General features: G+C 30.2%; 24 protein-coding genes and 2 tRNA genes. 8 read left to right on the top strand and 18 right to left on the bottom strand.

The window, feature by feature from the left end; translation table 11 throughout:
- Window positions 1-4 precede the first annotated feature (4 nt).
- Window positions 5-814: a zinc-dependent peptidase gene (locus ACSIGC_RS06725; protein ID WP_442267364.1), complete on the top strand. Its 810-nt coding sequence runs from the start codon at window positions 5-7 to the stop codon at window positions 812-814.
- 36 nt (window positions 815-850) lie between these two features.
- Here the strand turns inward: ACSIGC_RS06725 and ACSIGC_RS06720 are convergent, their stop codons facing one another.
- The 3 genes from ACSIGC_RS06720 to ACSIGC_RS06710 form a co-directional block, all read right to left on the bottom strand.
- Window positions 851-2,092, bottom strand: a complete 1,242-nt coding sequence (locus ACSIGC_RS06720) for an N-acetylmuramoyl-L-alanine amidase (RefSeq protein ID WP_442267363.1) — start codon at window positions 2,090-2,092, stop codon at window positions 851-853.
- Window positions 2,093-2,286: 194 nt separating this feature from the next.
- Window positions 2,287-2,943 (bottom strand): ribulose-phosphate 3-epimerase, encoded by a 657-nt coding sequence (rpe, locus tag ACSIGC_RS06715; RefSeq protein ID WP_442267362.1) that lies wholly within the window; start codon window positions 2,941-2,943, stop codon window positions 2,287-2,289.
- A gap of 105 nt (window positions 2,944-3,048) precedes the next feature.
- On the bottom strand, window positions 3,049-3,912 hold the full coding sequence (locus tag ACSIGC_RS06710; protein ID WP_075341103.1) for a sigma-70 family RNA polymerase sigma factor: 864 nt from the start codon (window positions 3,910-3,912) through the stop codon (window positions 3,049-3,051).
- Window positions 3,913-4,122: 210 nt separating this feature from the next.
- Here ACSIGC_RS06710 and ACSIGC_RS06705 point away from each other — a divergent pair, with 210 nt between their 5' ends.
- From ACSIGC_RS06705 to ACSIGC_RS06695, 3 genes are read left to right on the top strand one after another with little or no spacing between them, the layout of a single operon-like run.
- A complete protein-coding gene (locus ACSIGC_RS06705) occupies window positions 4,123-4,695 on the top strand; it encodes an RNA polymerase sigma factor (RefSeq protein WP_442267361.1) in 573 nt (190 codons plus the stop codon).
- 45 nt (window positions 4,696-4,740) lie between these two features.
- A complete protein-coding gene (locus tag ACSIGC_RS06700; RefSeq protein ID WP_442267360.1) occupies window positions 4,741-4,938 on the top strand; it encodes a hypothetical protein in 198 nt (65 codons plus the stop codon).
- A gap of 23 nt (window positions 4,939-4,961) precedes the next feature.
- Entirely contained in the window at window positions 4,962-5,825 is an 864-nt protein-coding gene (locus tag ACSIGC_RS06695) for a mechanosensitive ion channel family protein (protein WP_442267359.1), read from the top strand.
- A gap of 384 nt (window positions 5,826-6,209) precedes the next feature.
- Here ACSIGC_RS06695 and porT read toward each other — a convergent pair whose 3' ends face one another.
- The 5 genes from porT to ACSIGC_RS06670 form a co-directional block, all read right to left on the bottom strand.
- A complete protein-coding gene (gene porT / locus ACSIGC_RS06690) occupies window positions 6,210-6,908 on the bottom strand; it encodes a type IX secretion/gliding motility protein PorT/SprT (RefSeq protein ID WP_442267358.1) in 699 nt (232 codons plus the stop codon).
- A gap of 1 nt (window position 6,909) precedes the next feature.
- The gene (ubiE, locus tag ACSIGC_RS06685) at window positions 6,910-7,638 is read right to left on the bottom strand and encodes a bifunctional demethylmenaquinone methyltransferase/2-methoxy-6-polyprenyl-1,4-benzoquinol methylase UbiE (protein ID WP_299673618.1); all 729 of its coding nucleotides are present in this window, start codon (window positions 7,636-7,638) and stop codon (window positions 6,910-6,912) included.
- Window positions 7,631-8,527, bottom strand: a complete 897-nt coding sequence (locus ACSIGC_RS06680; RefSeq protein WP_442267357.1) for a NifU family protein — start codon at window positions 8,525-8,527, stop codon at window positions 7,631-7,633. The genes ubiE and ACSIGC_RS06680 overlap by 8 nt, the downstream gene beginning before the upstream one ends.
- 115 nt (window positions 8,528-8,642) lie before the next feature.
- Entirely contained in the window at window positions 8,643-10,007 is a 1,365-nt protein-coding gene (locus tag ACSIGC_RS06675) for an OmpP1/FadL family transporter (protein WP_442267356.1), read from the bottom strand.
- Window positions 10,008-10,057: 50 nt separating this feature from the next.
- A complete protein-coding gene (locus ACSIGC_RS06670) occupies window positions 10,058-11,212 on the bottom strand; it encodes a hypothetical protein (protein WP_442267355.1) in 1,155 nt (384 codons plus the stop codon).
- Window positions 11,213-11,357: 145 nt separating this feature from the next.
- On the opposite strand from ACSIGC_RS06670, the gene proS reads away from it, so the two are divergent.
- From proS to rpsT, 4 genes are all read left to right on the top strand, one after another.
- Window positions 11,358-12,836 carry a proline--tRNA ligase gene (gene proS / locus ACSIGC_RS06665; RefSeq protein WP_442267354.1) on the top strand — a complete coding sequence of 493 codons (1,479 nt, stop codon included), beginning with the start codon at window positions 11,358-11,360 and terminating at the stop codon, window positions 12,834-12,836.
- 73 nt (window positions 12,837-12,909) lie between these two features.
- Window positions 12,910-12,981: transfer RNA gene (locus tag ACSIGC_RS06660), tRNA-Glu, on the top strand.
- 115 nt (window positions 12,982-13,096) lie between these two features.
- Window positions 13,097-13,168, top strand: a tRNA-Glu gene (locus ACSIGC_RS06655).
- A gap of 33 nt (window positions 13,169-13,201) precedes the next feature.
- Window positions 13,202-13,453, top strand: a complete 252-nt coding sequence (rpsT, locus tag ACSIGC_RS06650) for a 30S ribosomal protein S20 (RefSeq protein ID WP_442267353.1) — start codon at window positions 13,202-13,204, stop codon at window positions 13,451-13,453.
- A 122-nt stretch (window positions 13,454-13,575) separates the two neighbouring features.
- Here rpsT and ACSIGC_RS06645 read toward each other — a convergent pair whose 3' ends face one another.
- The 10 genes from ACSIGC_RS06645 to ACSIGC_RS06600 all read right to left on the bottom strand — a co-directional run bounded on the left by ACSIGC_RS06645 (window position 13,576) and on the right by ACSIGC_RS06600 (window position 23,812).
- Window positions 13,576-14,565 (bottom strand): ISAon1 family transposase, encoded by a 990-nt coding sequence (locus ACSIGC_RS06645; RefSeq protein ID WP_442267352.1) that lies wholly within the window; start codon window positions 14,563-14,565, stop codon window positions 13,576-13,578.
- Window positions 14,552-14,905 carry an ISAon1 family transposase N-terminal region protein gene (locus tag ACSIGC_RS06640; protein ID WP_442267351.1) on the bottom strand — a complete coding sequence of 118 codons (354 nt, stop codon included), beginning with the start codon at window positions 14,903-14,905 and terminating at the stop codon, window positions 14,552-14,554. Before ACSIGC_RS06640 ends, ACSIGC_RS06645 begins: the two co-directional genes overlap by 14 nt.
- Before the next feature lie 160 nt (window positions 14,906-15,065).
- Window positions 15,066-16,343, bottom strand: coding sequence for a rod shape-determining protein RodA (gene rodA / locus ACSIGC_RS06635; RefSeq protein ID WP_442267350.1), 1,278 nt, complete (start codon window positions 16,341-16,343; stop codon window positions 15,066-15,068).
- Window positions 16,324-18,213 carry a penicillin-binding protein 2 gene (mrdA, locus tag ACSIGC_RS06630; RefSeq protein WP_442267349.1) on the bottom strand — a complete coding sequence of 630 codons (1,890 nt, stop codon included), beginning with the start codon at window positions 18,211-18,213 and terminating at the stop codon, window positions 16,324-16,326. Before mrdA ends, rodA begins: the two co-directional genes overlap by 20 nt.
- Window positions 18,214-18,215: 2 nt before the next feature.
- Entirely contained in the window at window positions 18,216-18,725 is a 510-nt protein-coding gene (mreD, locus tag ACSIGC_RS06625) for a rod shape-determining protein MreD (protein ID WP_442267348.1), read from the bottom strand.
- On the bottom strand, window positions 18,718-19,530 hold the full coding sequence (gene mreC, locus ACSIGC_RS06620) for a rod shape-determining protein MreC (protein WP_442267347.1): 813 nt from the start codon (window positions 19,528-19,530) through the stop codon (window positions 18,718-18,720). The genes mreD and mreC overlap by 8 nt, the downstream gene beginning before the upstream one ends.
- A gap of 6 nt (window positions 19,531-19,536) precedes the next feature.
- Window positions 19,537-20,565, bottom strand: coding sequence for a rod shape-determining protein (locus tag ACSIGC_RS06615; RefSeq protein ID WP_095070021.1), 1,029 nt, complete (start codon window positions 20,563-20,565; stop codon window positions 19,537-19,539).
- A gap of 80 nt (window positions 20,566-20,645) precedes the next feature.
- The gene (gene purH / locus ACSIGC_RS06610; RefSeq protein WP_442267346.1) at window positions 20,646-22,169 is read right to left on the bottom strand and encodes a bifunctional phosphoribosylaminoimidazolecarboxamide formyltransferase/IMP cyclohydrolase; all 1,524 of its coding nucleotides are present in this window, start codon (window positions 22,167-22,169) and stop codon (window positions 20,646-20,648) included.
- 342 nt (window positions 22,170-22,511) lie between these two features.
- Window positions 22,512-22,976 (bottom strand): GAF domain-containing protein, encoded by a 465-nt coding sequence (locus tag ACSIGC_RS06605; RefSeq protein ID WP_442267345.1) that lies wholly within the window; start codon window positions 22,974-22,976, stop codon window positions 22,512-22,514.
- A 2-nt stretch (window positions 22,977-22,978) separates the two neighbouring features.
- Window positions 22,979-23,812 carry a pseudouridine synthase gene (locus tag ACSIGC_RS06600; protein WP_442267344.1) on the bottom strand — a complete coding sequence of 278 codons (834 nt, stop codon included), beginning with the start codon at window positions 23,810-23,812 and terminating at the stop codon, window positions 22,979-22,981.
- Window positions 23,813-23,903 lie beyond the last annotated feature (91 nt).

Below are 23,903 nucleotides of genomic sequence, written 5' to 3'. Positions count from 1 at the left end.
ATAAATGAAATCATTTTACATTTTAAAGCTAACCTTTTATTTGGTTAGCTTTCTTGCTTTTTTATTAAATGTAGTTGAACGTGTTTTTGTTTTTTTGTTTAATAAACCTGTTCTAATTCATACTTATTTAGTAAAAAAGAAATTACCAAAGCATAAGAAAGAATTTTTAGAATCAAGTGTTCTTTTTTATCAGAAATTAAACGACAAGCAAAAGGTGTATTTTGAGCATAGATTGGTGAGATTCTTCAGAAACTATGATTTTATAGAAAGAGATGGTTTTAAAATGACATCTGAAGCTAAAATTTTAATGGCTTCTTCTTATATAAAATTAACCTTTGGAATGAGAAAGTATTTAACATCAACATTCAATAAAATTATAGTTTATCCTACTTCGTATTATTCTTTAATTACAAAACAATACCATAAAGGAGAATTTAATCCAGGATTAAAATTGATTATATTTTCTTGGGAAGACTTTTTACTTGGGGAAATGGTATTAAATGATAATTTAAACCTAGGAATTCATGAGTTTACACATGCTTTAACTTTTCACGGGAAACAATCAAAAGATGTTAGCGCAAGGATTTTTTATAGAACATACTTAGAAATTGTCAAGTTTATGAGAAATCCAGATAATTCAACAGAAGTTATCGAATCAGGATATTTTAGAGATTATGCAAATACAAATGCATTAGAATTTGTTTCTGTAATTATGGAACATTTTTTTGAAACTCCTGAAGATCTAAAACAGAAGTTTCCTAAATTATATTTTAAAATAGAGCGTATGCTGAATTATAAAAAAGTGATGTTTTAAAACATCACTTCTAGTCTAAATAATTCTTTTAATGACTTAATGTGTTTTATTTAAGTTGTTTATAGCTCCAATGATTGTAGTTGAAATTTTATTCTGACCTTTTTCAGTAGTTAATAAATCATAATCTTTTTTATTCGTTAAATACCCTAATTCAATTAACATTCCTGGACATTCAATATGTTTTAATAAATGAGAGTTCATGTTTTGAATTGTATTTACCTTTAGTTTTTTAGAAATACTTTTCACAAATTTTTCAGTAATAGTAGTAGATTCTTTCTTTAATTTATTTTTGTTATTCGTAAAGAAATTAAAGCCATTCATATCTTCTAATCCACTACTCGCAATATGTAATGAAATAACATAATCAGGTTTTAATGCATTTATAAACTCGACTCTTTTATTTAATGTGATAAATTCATCTGAAGATCGTGTTAAAAAGATTTCGATATCTTCATTTCCTTTTGAAAGTGTTTTTATTTTATTAGCAATTTGAAGTGTGATTTCTTTCTCTTGAAAACCTTTAGAGAAACTACCATCATCTCTTCCACCATGACCGACATCTAAAACTATAGTTTTTCTTAGACTTCCCGTTCCGAAAGGAGAAGAAGAGTTAATGTCATAATCGCGATAGAAACCATATTTTCTACTGCCGTTTAAATAATTTGTGAAAAAATAACCATTAAATCCATCATTACAATCTACAAAACAACCAATAGCTTGGAGTTTATTGTTTTTATCAAATTCTATTTTTTTATATTCAACAGTAATTCCTTTGTCTAGTAAATCTTTTTTTATTTGAGTTAAATCCTCAAAAGTTAAATCGTTAGTAAAGGCAATTTTTACTGGTGTTATTAATTCACTTTCACTAGTTATTTTTAGTTTGCGTTCGAACTGCTTTGAACTTTGAGCATTGCTTTTATAAGTAAATAGAAATATAGAAGTGGCAATAAGAAAGCAAAAACTACTAAGGATAGATACTTTTTTCATTGTATTTGTTTTTAAATTGAATAAATCTTTTACAAATCCAATAGAAGTTAGAAAGTTGTTTTTAGTTTTTTCTTCTGTATAAGTATCCGGATCATCATATACTTTAAAAAAATCAAAACCTAGTGCTTCAGAAATTTGTTTGATAGTATATGCTCTTGGAGTCACTGTTCCTGATTCTATTCTTTGAATAGTGCGTAATGAGATATTACATAAGTTAGCAACTTCAGTTTGCGTTAAACCTCTAGAGGTTCTTACTTCAATTAATTTTTCTCTGAAACTTGTTTTTTTCATTCCATTGAATTTTCTACAAGATTAAATTCATTTGAAAACAACTCAAAGTTTTTGCGTTGTATTTTGTGCGACATTCATATGTCACTTTGTTGTAATTATTTGTTAGTTAGTGTTTTGTTGAAAATGAAAAACACATAATTAATAATTGATATTCAACTATTAATTATGTGTTTTAAATATAATTATAAAAGAAGTTAGTTACAAATTCCTTTTAAATCTGTTATTGTATTTGTTGGATTTTCACTTTTAAAAACAAAACTTCCTGCAACTAAAACATCTGCGCCAGCTTCTGTTAGTTGTTTTGCATTTTTACTTGTAACTCCACCATCAATTTCAATTAAAGTGTTAGCATTAGTTTCAACAATTAATTGTTTTAATTGCTTTACTTTTTTGTAAGTGTTTTCAATAAAAGATTGCCCGCCAAACCCAGGATTTACACTCATAATACAAACTAAATCTAAATCTGTAATGATATCTTCTAAAACAGTAATTGGAGTGTGAGGATTTAAAGCAACACCTGCTTTCATTCCATTTGCTTTGATTGCCTGAATTGTTCTATGTAAATGAGTACAAGCTTCATAGTGTACAGTTAAAACATCAGCGCCTAAATCGGCAAAAGTTTTGATGTATCTATCAGGATCAACAATCATTAAATGTACATCGATTGTTTTTTTAGCATGAGAAGCAATTGCTTTTAAAACTGGCATTCCAAAAGAAATATTTGGAACAAATACACCATCCATAATATCTATATGAAACCAATCTGCTTTACTTTCGTTTACCATCTCTATATCACGTTGCAGATTTCCAAAATCTGCAGCTAGAATAGAAGGAGCTATTAATTTATTCATTTTGTTGTGTTGTGTTTGTAATTGGCTGCAAAAGTAGGTAATAAAAAAGAAAACTCTCTTTAAATAAGAGAGTTTTCGATATATATGTAGTCAGTTTATTACTAATTACCCTAAGTACGTCATAAGAATTTTACTTCTAGAAGTGTGTTTTAATCTTCTAATAGCTTTCTCTTTAATTTGACGAACACGTTCTCTTGTTAAATCGAAAGTTTCTCCAATTTCTTCAAGAGTCATCGGTTGGTGCTCACCTAAACCAAAATATAATCTAACAACATCAGCTTCACGTGGAGTTAATGTTTCTAAAGCTCTATTGATTTCTATGCGTAAAGATTCATGTAATAATGTTTTGTCTGGATTTGGTGATTCACCAGAGTTTAATACATCATATAAGTTAGAATCCTCACCTTCAATTAAAGGAGCATCCATAGAAACATGACGGCCAGAATTCTTCATAGATTCTTTAACGTCACTTACGGTCATATCTAATTTCTTTGCAATCTCTTCAGCACTTGGAGGTCTTTCATTCTCTTGCTCAAGGAAAGCATACATTTTATTGATCTTGTTTATAGAACCAATTTTGTTAAGCGGTAAACGAACAATACGCGATTGTTCTGCTAAAGCTTGTAAAATTGATTGACGAATCCACCATACTGCATAAGAAATGAATTTAAAACCTCTTGTTTCATCAAATCGCTTAGCGGCTTTAATTAAACCTAAGTTTCCTTCATTAATTAAATCAGGTAAAGTTAATCCTTGGTTTTGGTATTGTTTAGCAACCGACACCACAAAACGTAAGTTTGCTTTAGTTAATTTTTCTAAAGCTCTTTGGTCACCAGCTTTAATACGCTGCGCTAACTCTACTTCTTCATCAGCAGTAATTAAATCTACCTTACCAATTTCTTGTAAGTATTTATCTAAAGACGCAGTTTCTCTGTTGGTTACCTGTTTTGTAATTTTAAGTTGTCTCATACACGTTTAATTTTACTTTATCTATTCGTTCCATATACTTATACGCATGATTTCAAATAAATGTTACAAAAAGTTTATTTTTTTTTCGAAAAAAGTTTTCAATTGAATTTGAAGTGTTAATTTTATATTTGAATTGATTAAAATGTGACCTTACTTTCTTTTTTGTGTCTCAACATAATAGACCCAAACTTTTAGTAAGAAATAAAACTATTGAAGACTAACAACGTTAATAAATTAAGCGACGAAGAGCTCGTAAAAAAAATCGTAGAGAAAAACGATACGCACTTGTTTGCTATCTTGTATGATCGATATGCAGGATTAGTATACAATAAGTGTTACGGTTTCTCTAAGAGTAAAGAAGAGGCTCAAGATTTAACACATGATGTGTTTGTTCGCTTGTTTGTTAAATTGAGAAGTTTCAAAGGACGATCTAAATTTTCAACATGGTTATATTCTTTTACTTATAATTTCTGTGTGAATTATGTACAAAGGAATACAGCCAAGAAGAATGAAAAAGTAACTGTAGTAACAGATGTAATAAAAGATGAAGATGCTGATGTAGATGAAATTGATGATGCATCTTTATTTGAACTAAAATCTGATAAGCTAGCGAAAGCTCTAGAAATCATAGATGTTTCTGATAAAATGATTTTATTAATGAAATATCAAGACGATATGAGTATTAAAGATATTCAATTGGCCTTAGATTTAGGAGCAAGCGCAGTAAAAATGCGATTAAAGCGTGCAAAGGAAAAAGTAATTAAAGCGTATAACGATTTATAATAATTAATGGATAATCCGTTTAAGAAAATATTGACCCATGAAGAGTTGCCTGAGGTACTTAAAAAGAAAGTACTGAATGATGTAGCTATGATAAAGCTGTCTATAGATATGGCGGATTTATTCGTGGTGAAATATCCTAGCGCTATCGGAGATTTATTATCAGGTGGAGGAGTAGATGAAGTTGCAGAAAATAAGAAGGAAAAGAAAAAAACAAAAGAAGACAACCAAAACGATAAAGAATAAATACACTAACTAAAACTAAAGTTATGCAAGAACAAGTTGAAGATGTAATTACTGAGGAAGTAACGAAAAAAGCTGAAGCAGGTATAGATTTATTAAAACCTTTTCAAGATATTTTTGAAGATTTAGTACAATCTTTGCCTAAAGTAGCAGGCTTTATTGGCTATGTGATTTTTGTATGGATTTTTATTAAAATCTTCTTGTATGTTATAAGAAAAATTCTTGCTAAAACTAACATAGATCAATGGTCTGAAAAATTAAGTGAAACAAAAATATTTGGAGACAGTACAATAAATATTGTTTTAACTAATGTAATATTAGGTGTTTTAAAATGGTTTTTGATACTTGTCTTTATAATGGCAGGAGCCAGTATTTTTGGTTTAGATGGTGTGTCTAGAGGGATTGCTAGTTTCTTCTCGTATTTACCAAACTTAATAACTGCTCTAGCTATTTTTGCTGCGGGTGCTTATTTAGGGACTATGGTAAAGAAAGCTATCCAGGGAATGTTTAAATCTCTTGAGATTAGTGGAGGAAATTTAGTAGGAAATATCGCTTTTTATCTAATTGTAGTGTTTCTTTCTATAACGGCTTTAGATCAGGCTGGCGTAGATACTTCAGTAATAAAAAGTAACTTAACCTTGGTGATTGGTTCTGTACTATTAGCATTTACAATTGCTTTTGGTTTAGGGGCAAGAGATGCTGTTAGTAGATTACTGTTCGGATATTACACAAGAAGAAATATAGCAATTGGATCTTCAGTTAAAGTTGGAGATGTAGAAGGGGTTGTAATAGCAATAGATAATATTTGCGCTACTATTACTACAGAAGCTGGTAATGTAATTTTACCAATTAAAGAAATAGTTGATAATAAAATAATTATTAAGAAATAATTATTTTTTAAACAATTTTAAATATATTTGCTAAGTTAAGTTTATAATACTTTCTTAATAGAGCTTATCTCTATAAGAAAATTTGATATAAATTATTTGGTAGATTTCGGGGGACTTCTATCTACAGATTTGCGTAGTGAGCAAATCGTTAAAAGGACTAGTTTATCTAGTCCTTTTTTGTTTTGTAAAAAAATATTTTAATAAATTAAAAATATAAATCCCTGTAAACTAGGGTTTAATTAAAAAATAACTCTAAAAAGAGTTCTTTTTTAATTTTTTTTGTGACTTATAAATTAAATATGTGTCTTACTAATATGTAGGATGAGGTATCGGGGGGCACCTATTCCTAATTATCAAATGAGAGTTGCGAAAGCAACTCTTTTTTTATTCAAATGATAAGTGAAGAAAAATACCTCTAGTTCCAAAGAAATCTATCGGGTCTGTCCATTGACTTGGTCCTCTATTATCGTATTTGATTTCGTTATTAATGGCAAAAATACCACGGATAGATGGAGAAAATTTGAAATATGGTAAATAAAAATCCATACCTATACCAACTTCGTACATAAATACACTTGAATTTTGTCTAAATTGACCTGAAAAGTTATCGTCTTGATTCTTTTCGTTACTTGAAAAATTGTAATCGAAAGAAGCTCCAGCTAAAACATAAGGACGAACATTGTTAAGCCTATTAGTGCTAAACTTAAATATTAAAGGTAAATGTAAATAAGTGTTACCAACTTCTCTAGTTCCTTGGGTTTCATTAGCTACGTGTGTAAAACGAAGTGTTTTAGTGTTAGAAATAAGACCTGGCTCGAATCGAAGATTTACATTGTTATGTAATTTCATATCTCCAATTAAACCAACGTTAAAACCTACATCAGAAACTACGTCGACTTGAGCATTTGGAAAAGCACTAGGTTTGTAGGAAATTTTAAATCCATTTGTGTTTAAACCAAGGTAAAATCCATAATGAATAAAACGTTTATCAAAATTTGGTAAATTTTCGATACGTTCTCTTTGAGCTAAAGCATTAAAAGTTACAATTAATAGTAAACTAGAAACTAAAAGTCTTCTTAACATATTACTTTGTTGATGTATAAATTGAAGCTACCCCAAATGTAACAGGTAAACTATTCACATTCTTAAACCCATTTTTTCTCAAAATATTGTTGAATGCTTCACCGTAAGGAAAAGAATTTGCACTTTCCGATAAATAAGAGTAAGCAACTTTGTCTTTTGAAAATAATTTTCCAATAATTGGTAAAAAAACTTGAGTATGTAACTTATAAAGTTGTTTAAAAGGAAACTTAGTTGGATTAGAAGTTTCGAGAATAACAAATTTTCCATTTGGTTTTAAAACACGTAAGATTTCTTTTAAACCTTTGTCTAAATTTTCAAAATTGCGTACACCAAAAGATACAGTGATAGCATCAAAAGTATTGTCTTCAAAAGGGATGTTTTCACTATCTCCGATAACCATATCAATTTTGTTATCAAAGCCAGCTTTTTTTATTTTTTGCTTCCCTACTTCTAACATTCCAGCAGAAATATCTAAACCAACAATTTTTTCAGGATTTAATTTAGTCATCATCATAGCTAAATCTCCAGTACCAGTTGCGATATCTAAAATTGTTTTAGGATTATTTTCTCCAATTAATTTTACAACTTTTTTTCGCCAACTAACATCTATACCAAAAGAAATTACACGATTCAACCCATCATAATTGTTTGAAATATTATCGAACATTTGGGCAACTTGTTCTTTTTTGCCTAATTCTGAACCTTTATATGGTGTTACTTGTTTATCCATTTATAGCGATTACTTCATTAATTTGATTTGGAAGCATTTCTTTTAAAAGAGCTTCAATACCGTTTTTTAGTGTAATTGTAGATGATGGACAACCGCTACAAGCTCCTTGTAAAATAACATTTACTTGTTTGTTTTCTGGATTATAGCTTTTAAAAGCTATATTTCCTCCGTCTGATGCTACTGCAGGTTTAATATGTTCCTCTAAAATTTCTACAATTTTAGTTGAAGTTTCATCTAGGTTTTCTACTTGGATTTGATTTTCTTCTTGAGCTTTTTTCTGAGGAATTTCAGATAGAATTACTTTGTTGTCCTGTAAATAAGTTCTAATAAAAGTTCGCACTTCCTGATATACTTCATTCCATTCTACAACGTCATATTTTGTGATTGAAATATAATTTTCTGAAACGAAAATTTCTTTTACAAAAGGAAAGTTAAATAAGGCTTTTGCTAATGGAGAATATAAGCTAGCTTCTTCTATATTTTTTAATTCAATATCAGATTGAGTTAAAGCTTTATTTGTTCCAAACTTCATTACAGAAGGATTTGGAGTTACTTCAGCATAAACTTCAATAGCTTCCTTCTTTGTGTCGTTGTTTTCTTCTATTACTTTTTTACCAGTATTTATATAAGCTTCGATTTGTGATCTAACTTCTTCTTGAACATCTTCCCATTCTACGATATCGAATCGTTGAATAGCAATGAAGTTAGCTCCAACAAAAACTTTTTTTACAAAAGGTAAGTAGAATAATTGTTGAATAAAAGGCGCTCCTTTTGCTTCGTCTATATTGTTGTACTCATAGCTTCCTCTGTTTACTATAAGTGTGTCACTAACAAACTTAATTATAGTATTGTTAGTAGTGTTTTCTATTTTAATATTGATATTTTCCATACTAAGAAATGAGAATACAAAATTACAGTAAAAAACTGATTAAATAAAAAGACCTCTTAGTTCAGTTTTAATTAACTTTACTAAGAGGTTCTTTTAAAAATCCCCAATAAAAATTTTATAAGCTGAAAGTTATACTGGCAGCTATTCTTGAAGTAGTATTATTTATATTAATGTCTCCTACATTATAAAGAGAATAAAATTCATCGTTTAAAGAACGTAAGTATGAAAGTCCGATTTGAGTATTTCCAAAATTATACCCTAAACCAGCAGTAAAGCCTCTGTAGTTATCTTCATTTGTATTTCCTCCTTCTCTTAAATTTGGATTCTGTTCATAGAAGTATCCTCCTCTTAAACTAACTCTATCGAATCTCCATTCTCCACCTAAATTAAATGCATGTGTAGCTCTAAAGTCTCTAGAGAAAAACTGATTAGCATCTTGTAAAAGAGGATCACCGTCGTTATATCTGAAGTTTGAGAAATCTCTATAGGTATAGTCTAAACTAATTAATCCTTGTTTTCCAAAAACTAAAGCTCCACTTGCTGTAAGTTTACTTGGAGTTCTGAATCGTAGAGAAAATGGTCCTTGTGCAACTCTGTCTTCAAATAATAGGGCAGGAGTTGTATTATCAGTTGTGTCAAAAACAGCAAAATCATTTAAGTTCTCTTCAAATACTTCTCTGTACCAAGTAGGAGATTCATAAGAAGCGCCAATTCGGATAAATTTATTTAATTTGTAAATAAATCCAAGGTTAAAAGAAAATCCGGTTCCATCAACAAAACGCTCGTCAATTTCATCAAAAACAATTGGAGATCCATTAAATTCATTATTGTCTTCAATGTTAAGAGTTCTTTCTCTGTACTCTATGCTGTGAAATTTTAAAGAAGCACCAATAAATAACTTGTTGTCATGTACTGCTGAAAAGCCCATGTTAAATACACTATTTAAACCACTAGTTTCTTTTGAGAATTCTTGTTCAAAAGGAGTGTAAAAAGTGTTGTTAGGTCGTTCTGTGCGATTAAAATTATCGTCATAAAAAGTTAAACTACTATTCCCTTTACCATTATAAAAATTATCGAAATCAGCCTTTACTTTATAATTGAAAGTAACAGCAAATCTATTCCAATTCGAGTTATTACTTCCATCGAACACAAAAATGGCCCCAGCTTGACTTAAGTTTATTCTTTCATCCTTAATATTATTACTATTTCCATAATAATTCAAGTCAAAATTAGTACTCGTTCCTTCAAAAGTAACTGCAACTTTACTGTTTCTAGCAACAGCAGCACCTGCTGGGTTAATATCGGTTGAAGAAATATCGCTTCCTAATGCCCCAAAAGCTCCAGCCATTGCGTTAAATCTTGCCGTACCTGTTCTCTGATCTCTAGAGAATAAAATTCCAAGATCATTATAATCTGTAAATTGGGCATAAGAGGTACTTATTGTAGCTATTGTTGCTACAAGTAATATAATTTTTTTCATACTTTCAAAATTATAGCTAATTGTAAATACTATAGATTTTTTTTAGTGTTTTATCTTCTAACTCTTGAAGAGCTTCTACTTGAACTTCTAGATGACGACCCGCTTGATCTACTTGACGATGATCTAGAGGGTGAGTAGCTTCTTGACCTTGAGGATGATGATCTTGTAGAATAGCTTCTTCTTGATGATGAACTTCTATTAGCTGAACTTCTTCTTGATGAATTTCTATTAGGAGAGTAAGATCTATTGTTTCTTCTTGAGGAATTATTATTGTAACTTCTAGATCTAATGCTTCTAGAATTTCTATTTATACTTCTTGAATTAGAATTTCTTCTTATTGTGGAGTTGTTTCTGTTTCTGGAAATACTTCTATTGCTTCTGTTTATAGATCTATTATTTCTTCTATATACATTTGATGAACGTCTTGATGTTGCTCTAGTATTGTTTCTAGCATATCTTCTATTGGTAGAGGCAAAAGCACCTCTTCTATTGTATATTCCTGAGCGATAAGCTGTTCTGTAAATACCTCTATTATTACGGAATCTGAAATTTCTATATGCTCCATAACCTCTATAAGCTCTGTTTCTACCGTATCTATAATATCCAGGAGGGCAAAAAGGATCGTAAATTCCACCAAAGCCTAAATATATCCCGGCATTCCAATTGTAAGGTCCATGGAAAGGATGCCAGTAAGGATCATAATACCCCCAACGATTACCGAAACGACCACGCCATGGATAAGACCAAAAAGGATCGCCCCAAAATGAATTCCAATAAGGACCGTATACGCCCCAGTTATAACCATTACCAAAAGTATTGATGTTTATTACTACATCCGAATTTTTATCAAATCCCCATGGTTCTCTATTTGATAAAATTTGATTTTCATTGACTAATTCATCTTCAGAATCATTATCAAAAGAGTAATCTTCAGAACTATAACTTTCAATATCCGTTATTATGTCTGTACCATTTAAATTATCTAAACGTTCAACTTCTTTTGTAAAGTAATTTTCATTGTAATCGTTATAATCTCTTTCATTCATTTGAACCACTTTTCGTTGTGGTTTTTCAGTATCATCTGCATAAATGCCATCATCATTACCAGAAACCGTTTGAGCAGCTCCACAGGAAAGTAGAGTAGTTACCACGATTAATGACAAGAAATATTGTGGAAGTTTGGTTTTTGTGTAATATGATTTCATATTCTTATCTTTTTATTAAAATTAAATAATTTTTAAAATTATAAGCAAAAAAAAACAAGTTTATTGCGGTAATTACGAATTTAACGTAGTTTTGTTGCTGTAATTTACATTAAAAAATAGCAATTTTTGTGCCAAACTATCAATTATGAGTAAACATTTAACAAAACGAGCTGAGAATTATTCACAATGGTATAATGAGCTTATTGTTAAAGCTGATTTAGCTGAAAATTCAGCCGTGCGAGGGTGTATGGTTATTAAACCTTATGGGTTTGCAATTTGGGAAAAAATGCAAGCAGAATTAGATAGAATGTTTAAAGAGACAGGACATCAGAATGCTTACTTTCCTCTTTTAGTACCCAAAAGTTTATTTGAAGCTGAAGAGAAAAATGCAGAAGGATTTGCTAAAGAATGTGCAGTTGTAACACATTATAGATTGGAAACTGATCCAGATAACGAGGGGAAATTACGTGTAGATCCTAATGCAAGATTGCAAGAGGAATTAATTATACGACCAACTTCTGAAGCTATAATATGGAATACATATAAAGGCTGGATACAATCTCATAGAGATTTACCATTGTTAATCAACCAATGGGCTAATGTTATGCGTTGGGAAATGCGAACTAGACCTTTTTTAAGAACTGCTGAATTTTTATGGCAAGAAGGTCATACAGCTCATGCTACTATGGAGGAAGCATTAGCTGAAGCAAGGCAAATGCAAGAAGTTTATGCAACTTTTGCAGAAGATTTTATGGCTATGCCTGTAATTAAAGGAGCTAAATCTGAAAGTGAACGTTTTGCTGGAGCCGATGATACTTATACTATTGAGGCCTTAATGCAAGATGGAAAAGCTTTACAAGCAGGTACATCTCATTTCTTAGGACAAAACTTTGCTAAAGCTTTTGATGTTAAGTATACTTCAAGAGATGGTAAGCAAGAATATGTATGGGCTACTTCTTGGGGAGTTTCAACTCGTTTAATTGGAGGTTTAATAATGACGCATTCAGATGATGCAGGTTTAGTATTACCACCTAAATTAGCTCCTATACAAGTTGTAATTGTACCTATATATAAAGGAGAAGAACAATTGAATTTAATCTTTGATAAACTGAAGCCTATAATTGAAGAATTAAAATCAAGCGGTGTTTCTGTAAAATTTGATGATAGAGATACAATGAGACCAGGAGCAAAGTTCGCAGAATATGAATTGAAAGGAGTACCTGTTAGAGTAGCTATTGGAAAAAGGGATTTAGAAAATGGTACAGCTGAGGTAGCAAGAAGAGATACTTTTGAAAAGAAAACTGTTGAACAAGATAATTTAGTAACGTTTATTAAAGAGTTATTAGATGAGATTCAGAAGAATTTATTTACAAAAGCATTAAATTTCAGAGAGACACATTTAATTAAAGTTGATACTTTCGAAGAGTTTAAAGATATAATAGAAAATAAAGGAGGATTTGTATCTGCACACTGGGATGGAACAGAAGAGACTGAAGATAAAATAAAAGAGTTAACTAAAGCAACAATACGTTGTATACCTAATGATGCTGAGAATGAAGAGGGTAAATGTGTGTTAACAGGAAGAAAATCTTCAAAAAGAGTACTTTTCGCAAAAGCATATTAAAAATAATCTAAAAAAGTTTGGTGTATTTCAAAAAGAGTTATATATTTGCACCCGCAAACTAAAAGATTGTTTTGCTCCGTTCGTCTAGGGGTTAGGACGCCAGGTTTTCATCCTGGTAACACGGGTTCGAATCCCGTACGGAGTACAAAGCTTCGAATTTAATTCGAAGCTTTTTTTATCGAAATTTTGAGATAAAAAAAGTTGTAAGTATAGAAAAATAAATTTATATTTGCACCCGCAATCAAGAAAAGATTGTTACTGCTCCGTTCGTCTAGGGGTTAGGACGCCAGGTTTTCATCCTGGTAACACGGGTTCGAATCCCGTACGGAGTACAACGTTTTTATAACAATATAAGATTTTATAAAATGGCAAATCATAAGTCAGCATTAAAAAGAATAAGAAGTAACGAGACTAAGCGCTTAAGAAATAAATATCAGCATAAAACTACACGTAACGCTGTAAAAAAATTAAGAGCTACTACAGATAAGAAAGAAGCAGAAGGAATGTTATCTACTGTTGCTTCAATGCTAGATAAATTAGCTAAGAATAATATTATTCACAAGAATAAAGCAGCTAATTTAAAATCAAAACTAGCTAAGCACGTTGCAGCTTTATAAAAAAAACTTTAAAGTTAGTTAATATTTAACACTTCGATTATATCGAGGTGTTTTTTTGTTTTAAGAAAAGAAAAGTATTTATATGAAAAAAGGAGATATCGGATCATTCTCAATTGTTGTGGTTATGCAAAAATCTGAGTTAATCTGTATAAGAAGAATTCTACATTTCTTACGCCTCTAAATTGTGCTCTAAAGGCTTTTATTTTTGCATTAAAAGATTCCGCTGATGCGTTTGTACTCCTGTTATCAAAATAATTAAGAATTGATTTATAGTTTATCCTAATGGAGTTTGCTACAATATTAAACGCTTTAAAGCCTGAGTCCTTTACTTCTTTAAACCACTTCGCTAATTTTGTATAAGCAATTCCTTTAGTTATGGTTTTGTTATTAAAAAGGTTTCTGAGTTTTTGACATATTCCATATGCTTTTTTAATATCTGGATATTGTTCAAACAATATATCTGCTCTTTGTTGTTGTTTTTGTGTCCAATCTACTTTTGTTTTATAAAGTAAGTACCTACTTCTAGCCAATAATTGTTTTAAAGAATCGCCATTTGCAAAAGTTTCGGGCTGATATATTTTGTTATTATTCTTAGCTTCTTTGATTTGATTATTCTCTTTATCAATAGCGTCCCAACGATGTTTTATTCGAATATCTTGTAAAGCATCCAGAGCTAGTTTTTGCACATGAAACCTATCTGTTACTTGTATTGCTTTAGGAAAACATCTTTTAACAATTAGCTTCATTGAGTTAGCCATGTCTAAAGTAATTTCCTTAACCTTATTTCGTTTTGAGCTTGGGATTTTAAGCAGTCTATCTATTACATGTTCAGCTTTAGTCCCTGCGATTATAGCTACAATACTTCCTGCTTTTCCTTTGGCTTTCTTATTAGTGACAATGGTATATAGCTCTCCTTTAGACAAAGTAACTTCATCTATAGAAAGTCGCTTTCCTATATTTTCAGGAAAAAGTAACCAGTCTTTAGCATGTGACTTTTCTTTCCACTGTTTAAAATCACTTAAATAGTCTTTAAATTGGCGTTGCAACTTTTTACCATTTAAACCATAAAAACTAGCTATGGTATGACAGTCATTGGCTTTAGTACTGATCAAGTGATTTTAAAAAAACAGCAAACTCAACGGTCATTCGAGTTCCCTGTGCTACTAAATTCCAGTTTCTATAAACAACTTTATTACTTGTTTTATTCAACCATCTTCTGCGTTTAATATGAAGTAGCACAACTTTACCTCTTAAAGGAAAATCTTCTACCATAATTTCTTTATGAAAACCGTGAGATATCACGATATCTTTAGAAAACTCTTCTGGAATACCTTTCTTCTCTTCAAAGTAAAGATGCAAGTCTTTTCCTTTTAATTCATGTTTGGTTAAATCAAAATGAGTAATTAATAACTCTGGTAATATAAATTTTAAAAACTCTAGTGATAAGTCCAAGTAATCTCTTTTTTTGCAAAAATCAACATTCTATTTCAATTAACACACAACTTTTGGGATTGCCCCATTAAAAGAACAATTATCGAATTAGATAAACAAGATCAATTATATGAAATGACAAAAAAGTTGTAGTTTCAGAAAAGCTTTACAATAAATGACACTAATAGTCATATTTTTTATGAGCATCTAATCTTATAAAGATAAAAATAAGTAAAGTAAACCCCCATAGAGATGATCCTCCGTAACTAAAAAAGGGTAGAGGTATACCAATTGTTGGCAAAATACCTATAACCATTCCTATATTTACTACAACATGGAAAAACAGTATTGAAGCTATTCCGTATCCATAAATTCTTGCAAATTTATTTGTTTGGCGTTCTGCTAAAAATATTATTCTATACAATAAAGCCATAAATAATAGTATAACGATGGAAGTACCTAAAAATCCCCATTCTTCTCCAACAGTACAAAATATATAATCTGTGTCCTGTTCAGGTACAAAATTACCTTGAGTACGATCTCCTTGTAAAAAACCTTTTCCGAAAAAATTTCCAGATTTAATAGTTAATTCTGCTTGGTGTGTATTATAGCCCAAGCCTTTTTTGTCTTCTATTTTGCCTAATAAGATATCAAATCTGTTTTTCTGATGTTGTTCTAATATATTAGTGTATGTGTAACCTGCTGCAGAAATAAATAAAGCAGAAATAATATATGTAACTAGTATCACTGGCCAGTTAAATCTAAAAAATTGGTTATTTCTATAAATAATGTAAGTAAATACGAAGGTTAAAGCTATAAGTGTTCCAATAAGAACTTTAGAAGTACCATAATTAACTGTTAGTAGAAATAAAACGACAGTAATAACGCCAAGAATAAAATACTTTAAAGTTAATCCTTCTCTATTCAGCACAAAAAAGAATGAAAAGTAAATTAAAACGGATCCCATGTCTGGTTGCAAAGCAATAAAAAAAGCAGGTAAAAAAATAATGACAAAAGCTTTAATTTGGTTTTTAAGCAAGTCTAAATTGTATTGTCGATCACTCATTAATTTAGCTAAAGCTAAAGCAGTAAAAGCTTTGGAAAACTCTGAGGGTTGTAGTCCGATTCCGCCAAAGTTATACCAAGATGTAGCTCCATTAATTTTTTTTCCAAAAACTAAAACACCAGCTAAAAGAAGAAGAGAGAATAAATAAATTAAACTCGAGAATTGTTCATAAAATTTAGAATTCAGAAATAAAATAAAAACTATTAAAGGGAAACTTAAAGCTATAAAAATTAATTGCTTACCATATCTAGTGCTAAAATCGAAAAGTTCTTTTTCTGTTCCAGTAGAGGAAGCAGCATAAATGTTAACCCATCCGAATGCCACTAATAATAGAAATATAATTATAGTTATCCAATCGATATTTTTAAATATGTTATTTTCTAACTGTCTCAATACTGTCTTTTTTTACAATTAATTTGTCGTATTCTTCTTGTAAACTTAAATTAATCATTCTTTCCTCTAAGTCTTTTCTTAATACTTCACCATTTAGGTATTTTTCAATCATTAAACTAGTGATTGGAGCTGCTATAGATGAACCAAAACCTCCATTTTCAACAAAAATAGCCATGGCTATTTTAGGATTTTCTTTTGGAGCAAAGGCAATAAGTATAGAGTGATCTTCTAATTGAACTTTTTCTCCATTAATTCTTGTAAAGTTTTCTACAGTTCCGGTTTTACCGCAAATATCTATGCCTTTTACTCGGCTATATTTTCCAGTTCCTGTTTTGAATACTTCATGCATAGCATCTATAACTACAGGGAAATGTTCTTCGTTTATCAGTGTTTGCTTTTTAGTTGTAAACTTTGGATTTTTTATGTTTTTTCCATCAATTTGCTTAACAATATGAGGAGTGTAATAAAAACCTCTATTAGCAATTGCAGCAGTTGCATTAGCTAATTGAATAGGGGTTGTTTGAATTTCTCCTTGTCCAATAGCATTAGAAATATTTGTGGTAGCTCCCCATCTAAAATCATAACGATCATCATAATATTTAGCATTTGGTATTAACCCAGGTAAACCAACATTTAAATCATAGCCTAAGAAATTTCCTAATCCAAAGCTTTTGATTTGATTACTCCAGTTATCAAATCCAACTTTGGTATTTTTAGGTTTGTCTATAATTTTACGATAAACATCAGAGAAATAACTATTACATGAATTAGCGATCGCTTTTTTTAATCGAATTGGTCTACCATAAATACCACAGTGACATTTCATAAATTCGTTTTTTCTTTTTCCATAGCGATATCCTCCGTAGCAATAAACATAAGATTTCTCATTAATAACACCTTCTTGTAACCCCACTAAACCATTTAAAATTTTAAAAGGAGATCCTGGCGGATAAACTCCTTGCAAACCTCTATCATAAGTAGGGTTATTTATACTGTCATTAAAGAGTATGGTAGAATGCTTGTATCGTTTTCTTCCTACCAAAACATTAGGATCATAAGATGGAGCAGTAACTAATGCTAGTATTTCTCCAGACGATGGTTCAAGAACAACTATACCACCTCTTTTACCAGTCATTAATTTCTCTCCATACTTTTGTAAATCTAAATCTATTGTTAATAATAAATCTTTTCCTGGAACAGCTAAAGTATCATATATGCCATCTTTATAGTTACCAGTAATTCTCATTAAGTTGTCTCGGTTAAAGTGTTTTTTACCTTTATTCCCTCTTAAGGCTTTTTCATAATAATACTCTACTCCAGATTTACCTATAAGTTCTCCGTTTTCATAATCAGGATTATTTTTAGCTTGCAATTCATTTACTTCAGATAAATAACCTAAAACATTTGCAGCAACTGGTTCGGGGTAATTTCTAATAGTTCTTTTTTGAATGTAGAAACCTTTAAATTTATGAAGTTTTTCTTGTAAGAAGGCGTAATCTTTTTTTGCGAGATGTTTTATAAAAACAGCTGGAAGCCAAGGAGCAAATTTTCTTGGGTTTTTAATTTTTTTAACCTTTTTGATGTAATCTTCTTTGGAAATTTTAACTAACTCGCAAAATTCTAGCGTATCTATAGTTTTTAATTCCTTAGGAATAGCCATTACATCATAAGATACTTCATTTGCAACCATTAGTTTATTGTTACGATCATATATATAACCACGTTCTGGATAATCGTATTCGATTTTTATAGTTGCACTACTTGTTGGACTTGATTCATGTCCTTCAATAACCTGTAGTTGGAATAACCTACCTATATAGATTAATCCAACAAGAGTAATTAAAAAAATTAATAAAAAACTTCGCTTCACAATTATTGTTGTTTTCTAGTTAAAATAAAGTTTCCTAGAAAATATAAAATTAACGAAAATATAGCCGATAAAATTGTGTTAATTAATACTGAAATTAAATTACTAAAACTAAAGTTTACCAGTAGAAAAACGACAAAATGATGAATAATTGTTAAAGATGCTACAAAGTTAAATATTTTCCCAAACGACTCTTGATTCATTTGGAAGAACTCGTAGTCAACTTCAGTTTTTTGAAAAAATGTTCTAAAGAAACTAGGTCTAAGATAAGCAATTAAAGTAGTTGCCATTGCATGTATACCTCCAGAGTCTGCAAACATATCCACCAATAATCCAAGTAAAAAAGCTAAAGATATTATTGGAAAACGATTGGTTTTATAAGGGTAAACAAAAATAAAAGCAATGTAAATGTAAGGGTTTACATAACCTAAAAATCTAATATTATTTAAAACTAATACTTGTATTAGAATTAAACTCACAAAAACTATAGCTAGATAGAAAGGTTTTCTACTCATTATTTACGTTTTCTAAAGCTTTGATTTCTTTTTGATGAAAGTTTTTAATGATATATACATTTTCAAGATTACTCATATCATTAAAAAGTTTGATGTTTATTCCATTGGTTTTGTCAATAACAGTTCCTATTAAAATTCCTTTCGGGAAAATAGTTGAATTACCTCCAGTCATTATTGTGTCACCTAAATTTATCTTGGCTTCCCTAGGAATATCATGTAATTGAACAATGTTGTAATCTTTTCCATCCCAACTTAAAGATCCAAAATAAGGACTACTTTTTAGCCGTGCATTAACTTTACTATTCCTATTTAGTATTGATCGAATTCTAGAGTAACTATTTGAAGCAGCGTCAGTAATACCAATAATACCTTTATTGTTAATTACTGCCATTTCCTTTTCTACGCCATGTTTTAAACCACGATTAATAGTAAGGTAATTATAAGGTTTATGGAATTCGTTTTTACTAATTTTACCATCAATAAATTTAAATTGCTGATTAAAATTATTAGTGTCAATAACAGTCTTCGCATAAACACTATCTAAAAAATATTCTAACTTAGATAATTTGTTTTTTAATGCTAAATTTTCTTCAATTAAAATCTGGTTTTCGTCTTTTAAGTTTAAGTAGTTTCTAAGATTACTTTTTTTCTCATAAACACCACCAGTAATAGTATTTGCAGAACTAATAAATTTACTTCTATGATAGCTATGATTATTGATTGTTAAAGTGAAACCAATAATTTGTAACAGCAAAAGAAACAGAAAGTATTTGTATTTCTGAATAAAATAAATAAGCTGTTGCATAACTTTTTAGCTAACTAATACGCTCTTGTATTTATTTAAATTCTTTAAAGCAATACCTGTTCCTCTTACTACAGCTCTTAAAGGATCTTCAGCTACATAAACAGGTAAATCAGTTTTTCTTGACAATCTTTTATCTAATCCTCTTAACATAGATCCACCACCAGCTAAGTAAATACCAGTATTGTAAATATCAGCAGCTAATTCAGGTGGAGTTTTCGAAAGAGTTTCCATTACAGCGTCTTCTATTCTTAAAATAGATTTATCTAATGCTTTTGCTATTTCTCTGTATGAAACTTGTACTTGTTTCGGCTTTCCACTTAATAAATCACGACCTTGAACCATCATATCTTCTGGTGTTTCGTCTAAATCTTCAGTGGCTGCACCTATTTGAATTTTCATTTTTTCAGCAGTAGTTTCTCCTACATATAAGTTATGCTGAGTTCTCATGTAGTACATGATATCACTAGTAAATAAATCACCAGCAACTTTTACAGATTGATCACATACAATACCAGCTAAAGCTATGACAGCGATTTCTGTAGTACCACCTCCTATATCAATGATCATGTTACCTTTTGGTTCCATAATATCTACCCCAACACCAATTGCAGCAGCCATTGGTTCATAGATTAGATAAATTTCTTTGGCATTCATATGACGAGCAGAATCAATTACAGCTCTCTTTTCTACCTCAGTGATTCCAGAAGGAATACAAATAACCATTCTTAGAGAAGGTGGGAATATTTTTTTTCTAATTGCAGGAATTTGTTTTACAAATTCCTTAATCATTTCTTCAGAAGCTTGAAAGTCGGCAATCACACCGTCCTTTAATGGACGAATTGTCTTAATATTTTCATGGGTTTTACCTTGCATTTGTTGGGCTTCTTTACCCGTAGCAATAATTTTTCCATTAACTCTATTTCTCGCAACAATCGAAGGACTATCGATAACTACCTTGCCATCATGTATGATAAGTGTATTCGCAGTGCCTAAATCGATTGCGATATCCTCCGTCATAAAGTCAAAAAATCCCATAAAAAATATTTAAAAGTGTAACCCGTTTATGTATTCTCACAAATCTAATAAAAAAAACGTTAGAAAATACACCTTAAACATTAATGTTTAAAGTGTCTTGTTCCTGTAAACACCATCGACAATCCATTGTCGTTACAGTAGTTTATACTTAATTCGTCTTTTATAGAACCTCCAGGTTGTATAACTGATTTAATTCCAGCGTTATCTGCGATTTCTACACAGTCAGGGAACGGGAAAAAAGCATCACTTGCCATCACAGCATTTTCTAAATCAAAACCAAAACTTTTTGCTTTTTCAATTGCTTGTCTTAATGCGTCAACACGACTTGTTTGTCCAGTTCCACTAGCACATAATTGCTTGTTTTTAGCTAAAACTATAGTGTTTGATTTCGTATGCTTACATATTTTAGAAGCAAATAATAAATCTTCTATTTGTTCTGATGAAGGTTTAGAAGAAGTAGGGTATGATAAATCTTCTATGCTATCTGTTTTTGCATCTTTATCTTGAACTAATAATCCATTTAAAGAAGTTCTTACAATTTGATTTGGTAAAGCCACTTCTTTTTGAGCTAAAATAATTCTGTTTTTCTTTCCTCTTAATATTTCTAAGGCATCATCGTTGAAACTTGGAGCAATAACAACCTCACAGAATAATTTATGAATTTCTTCAGCAGTTTCTTTGTCTATTGTAACATTAGAAATTAAAATTCCTCCAAAAGCAGAAACAGGGTCTCCAGCTAAAGCATCTACATAAGCTTGGTATACAGTTTCTCTTTGAGCAAAACCACAAGCATTGTTGTGTTTTAAAATAGCGAATGTAGGAGCTTCTCCTTTAAATTCGTTGATTAAGTTTACAGCGGCATCTACATCAAGAAGGTTGTTATAACTTAATTCTTTACCATGTAATTTATCAAACATAGCATCTAAATCTCCAAAGAAATATCCTTTTTGGTGTGGGTTTTCACCATATCGTAAAGTTTTAGCTGTGGTTTCACTAGCTTTAAATACAACTTCATCTTCATTAAAATAATTAAAGATAGCTGTATCGTAATGTGAAGAAATATTGAATGCTTTAGCAGCAAACTTTTTTCTGTCAGCAATTGAAGTTTCTCCGTTGTTTTCTGAAATTAAGTTTAAAAACTCATCATATTGTTCCATTGAAGAAACAATTACGGTGTCTTTAAAATTTTTTGCTGCAGCTCTGATAAGAGAAATTCCTCCGATATCTATTTTTTCGATAATATCTTGCTCACTAGCGCCAGAAGCTACAGTTTTTTCAAAAGGATACAAATCAACGATTACTAAATCGATTTGTGGAATATTGAATTCTGAAAGTTGAGCTACGTCACTTTCATTTTCTTGTCTATTTAAAATTCCTCCAAAAATTTTAGGGTGTAATGTTTTTACTCTCCCTCCTAAAATTGAAGGATAATCTGTAACACTTTCTACAGGAACAACATCGATACCTAATTCAGTAATAAATTTTTCGGTACCACCAGTAGAGTATATCGTTACTCCTAACTCATTAAGTTTTTTTGCTATAGGTGCTAATCCATCTTTATGAAAAACAGATATAAGTGCAGATTTAATTGTTTTATTGCTCATGTTTGTTGTGTTGTTAATGAGCGCGCAAATTTACTAAAACTTGAATTTTACTGCAATTGTTTGAAGAGGGATTTTAAAAGAAAAACCGGAAAAACTTGTTAATAACTTAAAAGTTTTTCCGGTTTAAAGTTTTTTATTGACTTTTTATTCTGCGTTTTCAAGGAAATCTCTTACCCAAAGAGCTATTCTTTCCAGTAAAGTCAATTTTCCGGCATCGGTAGATTTACCCAAGCCTTCATAATTAGGGATATTTCTACTCATCATTAGGGGATTTAAAGATTAGTAATAAAATTGTTGATAACTTTTTACAAATCTATACAAAAAAACTTTATAACCAAGGGATTAGCTGTTTTTTTGTAAAAAAAACGAAACTTTTTCGCAAATAAATTCTAAAAGTTCTTCGTCTTTTTTAGAAAATGGATTAATTGTATGAGAATCAATATCTATTTGACCAATATTTTCTCCATCAACAAAAATTGGAATTACGATTTCAGATTTTACTTTCCATCCACAAGAAATATAATTGTCTTGTTCTGAGACATCTTGAACAACAAAGTTTTCATTACTAATTGCAACTTGTCCGCAAATACCTTTTCCAAAAGGAATAATTGTATGCTCTGTTGGTTCACCTGCAAATTGAGCTAGTTTTAATTCTTCTTTATCTCCATTTTTAAAATAAAAACCAACCCAATCATAATATGATACTTCTTTTTTTAAGTAATCGCATATGTTTTGTAGTTTTTCTTCTAAAGTAACTTCATTATTAAAAATAGCTTCAGATTTAGCTTTTAAATTTTCAATATTCATTTTTATAACATCTTTAGGTTGTTAACTTCTTGTTGTGTTAAAGTTCTGTATCTACCGCGTGGTAAATTTTTCTTTGTTAATCCAGCAAAGATAACTCGATCTAATTTTACAACATGATAACCAAAGTGGTCAAATATTTTTCTTACAATTCTATTTCTACCTGAGTGAATTTCTATTCCCACTTCTGTTTTCTTTTCACCTTCAACATAAGAAACAGCGTCAATAAAAACTTTACGACCTTCAATTACTACATCACCTCTTAATTTTTCTAGATCAGATAGTGTTAACTTTTTATCTAACGAAGCATGATATAGTTTTCGTACATTATGTTTAGGGTGAGTTAATTTTTTAGCCAATTCACCATCGTTAGTAAATAATAATAATCCTGTTGTATTTCTATCTAATCTACCTACTGGATATATACGTTCTTTAGTCGCATTACCTATTAATTCCATTACAGTTTTTCTTCCACGATCATCTTCCATTGTGGTAATGTAATTTTTAGGTTTATTTAATAAAATATATTTTTTTTCTTCCATAGAAATTAAAGTTCCATCAAAACGCACAGCATCATCAGGTTGAACTTTATATCCCATTTCAGTAACTAATTTTCCATTTACGGTAACACTTCCATGTTCGATAAATGTATCAGCTTCTCTTCTTGAACAAATTCCAGAGTTAGAAATAAATTTATTTAAACGAATTCCTGTGTTTTCCTCTTTTTTAGGAGTATTATTAGTTTTCTTTACAGGTTTTCTGAAATTTGATTGTTTTCTTGAGCGAGGATTGCTGTTCTTTCCAGCTTGTCGTCCTCTCGACGAGTTATTTTTATTCATCTTATAATGATTTTTAAAACGGGCGCAAATATAGTTTAAATATTTGATTTTCAGTGTAAGTTATTGTGAAATTAATTTGGGTTTTAATCTT

Source organism: Tenacibaculum aquaeponti, from assembly GCF_052084715.1.
Lineage (GTDB): Bacteria > Bacteroidota > Bacteroidia > Flavobacteriales > Flavobacteriaceae > Polaribacter.
This window is presented reverse-complemented; position numbering and strand designations above follow the sequence as displayed.